Genomic DNA, 8994 nt, shown 5'->3' with positions numbered 1-8994 from the left:
AAGGACGTGCATGTCGCCGCTGTGATCACCGTCCTCGGGGCGCTCCTGGCCCACCAGGAGTTCCCGGCCACCGCCGCCGGATATCGCCAACTCCTCGCCTGGGGACGCTCCTTCGGCACCCTGCGCCGAGCCGGTGTGGAATGCACCGGATCCTACGGAGCCGCCCTGGCCCGCTTCCTGAGCCGAGAGAACGTGCACGTCGTCGAGGTCAATCAGCCCGATCGCGCCATCCGCCGCAAGCGCGGCAAGACCGACGCCGTCGATGCGGAGGCCGCTGCCCGCGCGGTACTGTCCGGACGCGCTGACGTCACGCCCAAGACCGGCGAGGGCCCGGCCGCCGACATGCGCGTGCTGCGGCTGGCGAAGGAGTCGGCCGTCAAAGCCCGCACGCAGGCGAAGAACCAACTCAAGGCCGTGCTGCTCGGAGTCGATCCCGCGCTGCGCGAGGCACTCTCCAAGCTCACCAACGCGGCCTTGGTCGCCAGGTGCGCCGACCTTCCCGACTCCGGCGACGCGGCCGTCTTCACGACACACCCGACGACCTCGACCGCACACTCCGCCGCGAGTTACGCAGGATCCAGCTCCGGCCCCATCTGATCGACGGCTGCCTCACCGCCACAGGCCCGACGATCAACCCACCGACTCTACCCTGAAAACCTCAGTAACGAGCCGCCTCACCAGCCGACACACAGTTCGTCGGGGCGGGAGTGAGGCTGCGGATACCGAAGGGGGCTCTGGTGAGGGCGGGGCGGTGGCGGCCGTAGGCGGCGAGTGCCTGGAACACCCGTGCCTCGCCTCGGGCCTGTGCGAGCGTGGGCATCGGGATGAGGTGCACGGGGTCCGTGAGCCCGGTCCGGGCGGTTTCCTCGGACTCACCCGTGGCCATCTGGCGCAGGGCGATCGGAGCAAGGTCCGTGTCGGTTGTGCGAAGGCCCCGCTGCTGTCGGGGCGTGTACGGAGTGAGGGCGTGAATCACGTGCAACTCCCGCTGTGAGGTCCGCTGTCACCTGCTACAGGTGTGCGGACGACGCGCGGTGTGACAGTCGAGGCGGCCGAGTTTCAAAGCTCGTTCGGAGGGGGCGAGTGTCCGTTTGCCGAGGAATATTACGGCGTATCCGCTCATCCCGCCGATGCCGGCGGTGGCGGACACCGGGACGTAGACGCCGATGTTGTCGCCGTCGTTGGCGAAGGTGACCGCGGCGACCTCCAGTGGGCTGGGGCCGCCCCGAGCCTGGGGGTCAGCTGTGCTCGTTCGCCGGGCGTCGTCGGGTGCCGGCGCCGCTGTAGTGCTCTCGTGCGCCGGTGGTATTTACGCGACAGTTCGGGTGTGCGATACCACCAGCCGCGCAGGGGCTGTTGGATGTTGCTCGGCGGGACCTGGGGGGCGTTAGTGTGAAGATCGCACGCCGGGGGCTTGACGGATAATCCGGAATGCTTCATTCCTGCACGAATAGCCCCTAGGGGGATTTGTAACGCCTTCCTCATTGTCTGCATTAGTTGTCTCCTGGGAATCAAGAAATCCGTTTGGGTTCGTGGTCTGTTGAGGGAGGCAGTGTGCCTGCTCTGCAAGGTCGGCAGGTGCCTGATGCGGCGCTGGGCCGGACTCTGGGAACTTTTGCCCCGGTTAGGGGGTCCTGCCTGGTGGATCGGACGCGGGAGTTCACCGCATGGCGGGATCTTCGAACCGGGACGGATCTGTGGCCCTACTCGCGCACGCTGGAGACCTGTGTGGGGCCCCGGGCCCGGGCGAGCAGCCCGGAGACGGGGCAAGTGGTGGTGGGCATTTCCTTTTCCACCCAGGACTACCTGGGGTTGTCGCGAGAGCCTTCCGTGCGCGAGGCTGTGGCCGCGGCGCTGGCAGAGTATGGCCCGCATGCCGGGAGCTCGCCGGTTCTGACCGGCCATACGCCGCTGTCCGCGGCGCTGGCTGCGGAGCTGTCGGAACTGACCGGTATGGAGCATGTGGTTCTCTTTCCCACCGGTTGGGGGGCCGGGTTCGGGGCGATCACCGGGCTGATGCGGCGCCAGGATCACATCGTCCTGGACGAACGGGCGCACTCCTGTCTCAGTCACGGCGCTCACGCCGCGACCCGGAACGTCACGACCGCTACCCATCTGGACCACGAATCGGTACGCGAGCGGCTGGCTGCGATTAGGAAGGGCGATGCGGACAACGCGGTCCTCGTGGTCACTGAGGGCGTGTACTCGATGGACTCCGACACCCCGCGGCTTCGGGAACTGCAGGAGCTGTGCCTCGAGTTCGACGCGACGCTGCTGGTGGACGTGGCGCACGACCTGGGAGCGCTTGGACCGGGCGGGAGCGGCCAGGTGGGGGCTCAGGGCTTGCTGGGTGAGATCGATCTCGTGATGGGCTCGTTCAGCAAGTGCTTTGCCACTAACGGTGGCTTCGTCGCCACCAGGTCCCGGGAGATGGCCGAGTATCTGTCGATCTACGCGAGTTCCCACTTCTTCTCCTCGGCTCTCTCCCCGCTGCAGGCCGCGGCCGCGCTGCAGAGCGCGCGGATCATCCGCTCTGCGGAAGGCGACCGGCGCCGGGCGGATCTGGCACAGGTCTCGGACCGGCTCCGGCACAGCCTGGCCGCCCGGCACCTGAGCGTGCTCGGCGAGCGCTCCGCCATCATCCCGGTGGAGACCGGCTCGGTGGCTGTCGCCCGACTGGCCTGGTCGCTGGCCGAACGGCGCGGACTGATCCTCGCGCTGATCGAGTTCCCCGCCGTGCCCTTGGGCTCCGCCCGGTTTCGCATGCAGGTGATGTGCGATCACCGGCTGGAGGACATGGACACCGCCGCCGCGGTCCTGGACGAATCCCTCACCGAGGCCCGCTCCCTGCTGCGCGAGCCGGCGGACGCGTCGGGGAGTGCGTCATGAGGCCGCCGCGGCCCCTCGTGCTCGCCGGTCTGGGGGCATACGTGCCGCCGTTCCTGGTTGGCAATGCGGAGATCGCCGCCCGGCTGGGCGTGACACCGGAGTGGATTGAACATCGCACCGGGGTGCGTGCGCGGCATGCCCTGGCCAAGGGGGAACTTCATCTGCCGCTGGCGGTCGAGGCCGGACGCCGAGCCTTGGAGTCGGCGGGCACCGCACAGGCCGACACCGTGATCGTGGCTAGCTGGACACACGATCAGGTGTGCCCGCCCACCGCGCCCGCGGTCGCCTCCGAGCTGGGGTTGGCAGATGCCGCAGCATTCGATCTCGGCGCGACCTGCACCGGCTTTCTGTACGCGCTGGCTGCGGCGGCGGGTCTGGTGGCCACGGGCTGCGCCGAGCAGGTGCTGGTGATCGCCGTGGAAACCCACTCCCGCTATCTCGCCCCCGACGACCCAGTGACGGTGCCACTGTTCGCTGACGGTGCCGGAGCGGTCGTGGTGCGCGCGGGCGCGGTCGGCGAACGGGGAGCGATGGGCCCGTTCCGTCTGGGCAGCGACGGTACGGGCCGCGACCGGCTGGGGGTGTCGCCCGGCGGCTGGGGCGCCGCTGAGCACCCTGATCCGTATCTGCGGATGGACGGCAGCGCGGTGTTCCTGCACGCGGTGCGCCGCATGGTCTCCTCCTGCCGCGCGGTGCTCAGCGCCGACGGCCTGACGGCGGCGGATGTGGACGCGCTGGTCGCACACCAGGCCAACGCGCGAATCATGGACGCGGTCGCGGACAGACTCTCCATCCCGCCACAGCGCACCGTGAACACCATCGTCCATTTCGGCAACACCGGCTGCGCCTCCATCCCCCTCGCCCTGGCCGTTGCCTCCCTCACCAGCGTGATCCGGCCCGGGGACCAGCTTCTGCTGACCGCTTTCGGGGCCGGATTCACCTGGGGAGCGACCCTGCTGACCTGGCCAGACCTGACCGTGCGGGCGCCGTGCGACGACCTCGACGCCTCTCCTGCCGAACACCTTCAGTGAAATACGAGAACAAGCGGATCAGTCATGGACATCACAGCGCGAGTACAGGACGTACTCATCAAAAAATTCAATATCAGTTCCGACCGACTGTCCCCGGACGCCCCGCTCAAGAGCCTGCAGATGGACTCGCTGGCCTTGGTGGAGTTCGTCCTGGAAGTGGAGGACCAATTCGGCGTGCAGATCCCCGAAGCCGACGCCGGGGCCCTGACCGTCAGCCAGGTCACGCACTACATCGCCCGGCACACGCCCGTGACCGAGCCCGGCCCGTAGCCAAAGGGGAGTGCGATGCGTGCGGCGGTACTCAGCTCCTACAACGGGCCGCTGGACCTCACCGAGGTCGCGGATCCCGAACCACCTCCCACCGGTGCGGTCCTACGCGTCACAGCGGTGGGCGTGTGCCACTCCGATCTGCACCTGCGTCGGGGTGAACTGCGGGACCTGGTGCCCATGGACCTGCCGACCATCCTCGGCCACGAGATCACTGGGCGGGTCGAGTCGCTCGGCACCGCGGCGTCCGGGCCCGCGGTGGGCACCGACGTACTGGTGTACCCGCCGGTCAGCTGCGGGGTGTGCAGAACCTGCCTGCGCGGCAGCGAGCACATGTGCACCACCGCTTCATGGCTGGGAGTCGGTCGACCCGGCGGCTGCGCGGACCTGGTCGCCGTACCCCGGGCTGACCGGCAGCTCATCCCCCTCGACGGACTGTCCCCCCTCGAGACCGCCCCGCTGGCCGATGCCGCACTGACCTCCTACCGCGCCGTCCGCAAGGTCGCCAGCCGCCTGCGCCCGGACTGCTCCCTGGTCATCATCGGCCTGGGCGGACTGGCCCAGTACACGGTTCAGCTCGCGCGCCTGTGCACACCGGCCGTCGTCATCGTCTGCGTGCGCCGCACGGCCCAACGGGGCGCACGGGCGAGGGCGCTGGGGGCCGACACCGTCATCGACCTGGACGACACCGACGCCGCGGCCAAGCTCCGCGCGGCGTGCCCCGGCGGGGCCGCCGACGCCGTCCTGGACGTGGTCGGGGTGCGTTCCACGATGGAATTCGCGGCCGCCGCTCTGGCACCGGGCGGGCAACTGGTCGTGGTCGGCTCCATGCTCGGCCAGATCCCCTTCGGGTGGGGCTGTGCCCCCTTCGAGGCAGCTTTCACCACCAGTTTCTGGGGCAGCTTGAGCGAGCTCCACGACGTCCTCGCACTGGCCCATCGCGGCCTGCTCCGCTCCGATCTCGTCGCCTATCCCCTTGACCGCATCGAGCAGGCGCACACCGACCTGGCCGACGGCCGGATCCCCGGCCGCGCCGTACTCCTGCCGCACGGCTGGTCCTGACTCCACTCTCAAGCAGCACAACCACAACCACATCGGAGGAATCTCGTGAACACCGACAAACTGCACCGCGACTTCTACGACGCCTTCGGGCGCCACGACTTCGAGACCATGAGCGCCATGGTCGACCCGGACATCACCTACGTCGATCACTCCCTCGCGTCCACCATCAAGGGCGCCATTCCCTTCCTGGACTACCTGCGTGCCTGGGTCGCCGCGTTTCCCGACACCCACGTGGCCGACTGCCGGTACTGGGCGACCGGCGACGCCTCGCACGCCATCGGCCTGTTCCGGGGAACCAACACCGGCCCGCTGGGCAACAGCCCGGCCACCGGCAAGGCCATGGACATCAACTTCTTCGAGCTCTACCAGTGGAACAACCGCGGCCTGCTGACCCACGGTGAAGCGCTCTACGACAGCTTGGTCCTGGGAGGCCAGCTCGGCATGGTCGACAAGAGCCTCGCCGAATGGCTCGGATTCCACCCCACTCCCTGAACAGGTACCCCTCCGGTCTCGCGCCGCTCCGGCGCGCATCGAAACGGCGCGACACGGGACTCCCTCACCTGCTCAGCCCCATCGGGAGCGAACCATGACCGAAAATATGTTGCGCCACCGCCGGGCGCTGGTCACCGGCGCCTCGCGTGGCATCGGACGAGCCATCGCCGTAGCACTCGCCACCGCCGGCGCGGATGTCGCGATCACGGCACGCGGCAAGGACGGGCTGCGGGAGACCGCCGCCCAGATCAGCAAGCACGGCACCCGCGCCGCCGTCCTGCCCGCCGACCTCTGGGAGGACGGGGCCGCCGGGCAGGTCGTCGCGGACGCTGCCGCCGCCCTAGGCGGCCTGGACACCATCATCAACAACGCGGCGTGGGCCGTACCCACACCGTTCGAGGACGTCGGCCCGGAGCAGTGGCGCACGTCGCTGCGACTCAACCTCGAAGTCCCCGCACAGATCTGCCAGGCCGCAGAACCCCACCTGCGCGCCGACGGCAAGGGCTGCGTCATCAACATCGGTTCCGTCGCGGCCTTCCGCGGCTTCCCCGCCACCCCCCACTACGCGGCGGGCAAGGCCGGTCTGATCTCCCTCACCCGCAGCCTGGCGGTGCACTGGGCACCCCACAACATCCGGGTCAACGCCCTGTGCCCCGGCTACACCGCCACCGAGATGACCCAGCCCTGGTGGCATGACGCGGGAACCTCCGCACAGATCATCTCGGCAATCCCGCTGCGCCGCTGGGCCCAGCCGGAGGAGATGTGCGGACCCACCGTCTTCCTCGCCAGTGACGCGGCCTCCTACATCACGGGACAAGTCCTCATCGTCGACGGCGGACTCCTGGCCGCGTAACCCCGCCCGGTCGGACCCGTCGGAAGGAGGCCGGCCATGCCGCGTTCTCAGGAACAGCCGAAGCAGCCCTGGGCAGCACAGCATGCGGGGCCCGACAGCCCGCAGACGGCCGCAGGACACCGCTCCACCTGGCCACGCCCGCTGGAGAGCCGCGGTGCGCTGGTCACGGGCGCGGCTGGCGACATCGGCCATGCCATCGCGACCGCGCTGGCCGACGCGGGCGCGGACCTTATCGTGACCGACCGCAACACGCACCTGCTCGGCGACAGGGCCGGCGAACTGCGCTCCCGCGGCGCCTACGCAGGCATCATCCCCGCCGACCTGACCCGCCCCGGTGCCATCGGCTACGTCCTCGAGGAGACCTCCGACCGCCTGGAACATCTGGACATCGTCGTCAACGCCGCAGGAGTGTGCCGCGCGGTGGCCCCCGAACGGCTGACAGGACGCCTGTGGCGGGAAACCATGGCTGTCAACCTGGAAACCCCCGCTCAGATCTGTACCGCAGCAGCCCCCTACCTACGCTCCCGCGGTGGCGGATCCATCGTCAACATCGCCTCCGTGTCGGGCCTGTGCGCCTTCCCCGGTGCCGCGCACTACGCCGCCTCGAAGGCAGAACTCATCGCCCTGACGCTCGCACTCGCCGCCGCCTGGCACCGCGACGGCATCCGTGTCAACGCTCTGTGCCCGGGCTGGACCCGCACCGGGATGACACGCACACTCTGGACCAGCCCCGACCTGTCCAGCACCGTGCTGGAGCATGTTCCTCTAGGCCGATGGGCCGCCCCCGAGGAGATCGCCGACGCCGTGCTCTTCCTGCTCACCGACGCGGCCGCGCACCTCACCGGCACCGTACTCACCGCCGACGGCGGACTGCTCGCCGTATGACCTCTCCAGCACCCTCCGCTCGAAAGGACGCCGGGATGCCCGCCCCCACCGCTGTCATCGCCGGGCTCGGCGCCTGCCTGCCCGCACGCCGGATCACCAACGAACAGCTGGAGAACGGTCTGCACACCAGCGACGCCTGGATCCGCCAGCGCACCGGGATCGGAAGCCGGCACTGGGCCGAACCGGGAACCAGCACCGCGGATCTCGCCGTCACCGCGGGACGGTCAGCCCTGGCCTCCGCCCAGACCACCACCACCGATCTGGTCATCGTCGCGACCACCACACCCGACCACCGCTGCCCGGCCACCGCACCCCAAGTGGCCTGGCGCCTGGGCCTCGTCGAGACTCCGGCGTTCGACCTGGCAGCGGTCTGCTCCGGCTTCGTCTACGCCCTGAGCATGGCCTCGGCAGCCATCCGCGCCCAGGCCCAGCACCAGGTCCTCGTCATCGGCGCCGACACCTACTCCACCATCATCGATCCTCAAGACCGCACCTGCGCCGTGATCTTCGGCGACGGCGCCGGTGCCGCCCTGGTGCGCCGCGGCGCAGTAGACGAGCCAGGCGCGCTCACCGCGTTTGACCTGGGCAGCGAAGGCGAGCACTCAAACCTGGTCCGCATCGACGCGGGCGGCTCCCGCCACCCCGACCCGGATGGACACGCTTCGCGCGAGGAACGCTACTTCCGCATGCACGGCAGCGCCGTGTTCCATCAGGCCGTACGCCGGATGACAGCATCCTCGCAAGCCACGCTACGCCGAGCCGGCTGGGCGACCGACTCCATCGAGGCGTTCATCGGGCACCAGGCGAACCAGCGCATCCTCGACACCGTCGCCGACCGCCTGGCCATCCCGGCCGACCACCGATTCGGCAACCTCGCTGCGGTCGGCAACACCGCCGCGGCGTCCATTCCGCTGGCTCTCACCGACGCCGCCGCGCGGCAGGCCGTCCGCCCCGGAGCCCGTACCCTCCTCACCGCCTTCGGAGGCGGACTCGCCTGGGGATCGGCCGCACTCACCTGGCCCGACGTACAGCCCGAACTACCCGCGCTGTACGAGCCCGGCGCCATCGACAACCGCCAGGAACCGCCCACCAGCAAGTCGGCACCGTAGCCGCCACCCCCGACCCCACCGCGTGGCCTCGTCACGCGGCCATGCGCAGTTGGTCCAGAGCATATCTGAAAGATCGTGTAAGTCCGTGATGTGACAGGCTGGTCAGGGCTCTAATGGGCCTTGTCGGGCCGTGAGGCAGACTACGCTCCGTAGCCGCTGGTAGGTGAGCACTCCCGGTCTCCGAGCCATTGCGAGTTCTGAGGTCAGACCGTGCGCCTGCTGGTCGGCCGGGAGGCCTGACTGCTGATGGGATGGCGTGCCCGCCGGGCGGTTGGGCGTGAGCACTTGATTCATTAGAGAGCGAGCCGTGTCTTCCGCTGGCTGCACATTGTGATCGGGCAGATGGTGAAGGGGCGGGGTGCTGGTGCTGTTCGTCGGTGATGACTGGGCCGAAGACCACCATGAT

At 69.3% G+C, this 8994-nt stretch carries 9 protein-coding genes and 2 pseudogenes; 10 read left to right on the top strand and 1 reads right to left on the bottom strand.

The window, feature by feature from the left end; genetic code table 11:
* Positions 1-6 precede the first annotated feature (6 nt).
* Both ABZ624_RS41120 and ABZ624_RS41115 read left to right on the top strand, forming a co-directional pair.
* Positions 7-369, top strand: a pseudogene (locus tag ABZ624_RS41120) (transposase); the annotation flags it as partial.
* A gap of 161 nt (positions 370-530) precedes the next feature.
* Positions 531-653: pseudogene (locus ABZ624_RS41115) on the top strand (DDE endonuclease); the annotation flags it as partial.
* 5 nt (positions 654-658) lie between these two features.
* Here ABZ624_RS41115 and ABZ624_RS41110 read toward each other — a convergent pair.
* Positions 659-886 carry a hypothetical protein gene (locus ABZ624_RS41110; RefSeq protein WP_360100531.1) on the bottom strand — a complete coding sequence of 76 codons (228 nt, stop codon included), beginning with the start codon at positions 884-886 and terminating at the stop codon, positions 659-661.
* Between the two features lie 884 nt (positions 887-1770).
* Between ABZ624_RS41110 and ABZ624_RS41105 the strand changes: the two genes are divergently transcribed.
* The 8 genes from ABZ624_RS41105 to ABZ624_RS41070 all read left to right on the top strand — a co-directional run bounded on the left by ABZ624_RS41105 (position 1771) and on the right by ABZ624_RS41070 (position 8588).
* On the top strand, positions 1771-2889 hold the full coding sequence (locus ABZ624_RS41105; RefSeq protein ID WP_360100528.1) for a pyridoxal phosphate-dependent aminotransferase family protein: 1119 nt from the start codon (positions 1771-1773) through the stop codon (positions 2887-2889).
* Positions 2886-3920, top strand: a complete 1035-nt coding sequence (locus ABZ624_RS41100) for a beta-ketoacyl-ACP synthase 3 (protein WP_360100525.1) — start codon at positions 2886-2888, stop codon at positions 3918-3920. The genes ABZ624_RS41105 and ABZ624_RS41100 overlap by 4 nt, the downstream gene beginning before the upstream one ends.
* Before the next feature lie 24 nt (positions 3921-3944).
* Positions 3945-4190 carry an acyl carrier protein gene (locus ABZ624_RS41095; protein WP_360100522.1) on the top strand — a complete coding sequence of 82 codons (246 nt, stop codon included), beginning with the start codon at positions 3945-3947 and terminating at the stop codon, positions 4188-4190.
* 15 nt (positions 4191-4205) lie between these two features.
* Entirely contained in the window at positions 4206-5249 is a 1044-nt protein-coding gene (locus tag ABZ624_RS41090) for an alcohol dehydrogenase catalytic domain-containing protein (RefSeq protein ID WP_360100519.1), read from the top strand.
* 45 nt (positions 5250-5294) lie between these two features.
* Positions 5295-5741 carry an ester cyclase gene (locus ABZ624_RS41085; protein ID WP_360100516.1) on the top strand — a complete coding sequence of 149 codons (447 nt, stop codon included), beginning with the start codon at positions 5295-5297 and terminating at the stop codon, positions 5739-5741.
* Between the two features lie 94 nt (positions 5742-5835).
* Positions 5836-6594, top strand: a complete 759-nt coding sequence (locus ABZ624_RS41080; protein WP_360100513.1) for an SDR family oxidoreductase — start codon at positions 5836-5838, stop codon at positions 6592-6594.
* A 36-nt stretch (positions 6595-6630) separates the two neighbouring features.
* On the top strand, positions 6631-7479 hold the full coding sequence (locus tag ABZ624_RS41075) for an SDR family oxidoreductase (RefSeq protein ID WP_360100510.1): 849 nt from the start codon (positions 6631-6633) through the stop codon (positions 7477-7479).
* Between the two features lie 35 nt (positions 7480-7514).
* On the top strand, positions 7515-8588 hold the full coding sequence (locus ABZ624_RS41070; protein ID WP_360100507.1) for a beta-ketoacyl-ACP synthase III: 1074 nt from the start codon (positions 7515-7517) through the stop codon (positions 8586-8588).
* The last annotated feature ends 406 nt before the right edge of the window (positions 8589-8994 follow it).

The organism is Streptomyces sp. NPDC007205 (assembly GCF_040634095.1).
In the GTDB taxonomy this organism is placed as follows: domain Bacteria; phylum Actinomycetota; class Actinomycetes; order Streptomycetales; family Streptomycetaceae; genus Streptomyces.
Note: the sequence above shows the minus strand (reverse complement) of the source record. Positions and strands in the feature narration are given on the sequence as shown.

Coding starts and splice junctions, on each gene's coding strand:
- ABZ624_RS41110 (WP_360100531.1), bottom strand. CDS start 886: ATGGCCACGGGTGAGTCCGAGGAAACCGCCCGGACCGGGCTCACGGAC.
- ABZ624_RS41075 (WP_360100510.1), top strand. CDS start 6,631: ATGCCGCGTTCTCAGGAACAGCCGAAGCAGCCCTGGGCAGCACAGCAT.
- ABZ624_RS41080 (WP_360100513.1), top strand. CDS start 5,836: ATGACCGAAAATATGTTGCGCCACCGCCGGGCGCTGGTCACCGGCGCC.
- ABZ624_RS41070 (WP_360100507.1), top strand. CDS start 7,515: ATGCCCGCCCCCACCGCTGTCATCGCCGGGCTCGGCGCCTGCCTGCCC.
- ABZ624_RS41095 (WP_360100522.1), top strand. CDS start 3,945: ATGGACATCACAGCGCGAGTACAGGACGTACTCATCAAAAAATTCAAT.
- ABZ624_RS41100 (WP_360100525.1), top strand. CDS start 2,886: ATGAGGCCGCCGCGGCCCCTCGTGCTCGCCGGTCTGGGGGCATACGTG.
- ABZ624_RS41090 (WP_360100519.1), top strand. CDS start 4,206: ATGCGTGCGGCGGTACTCAGCTCCTACAACGGGCCGCTGGACCTCACC.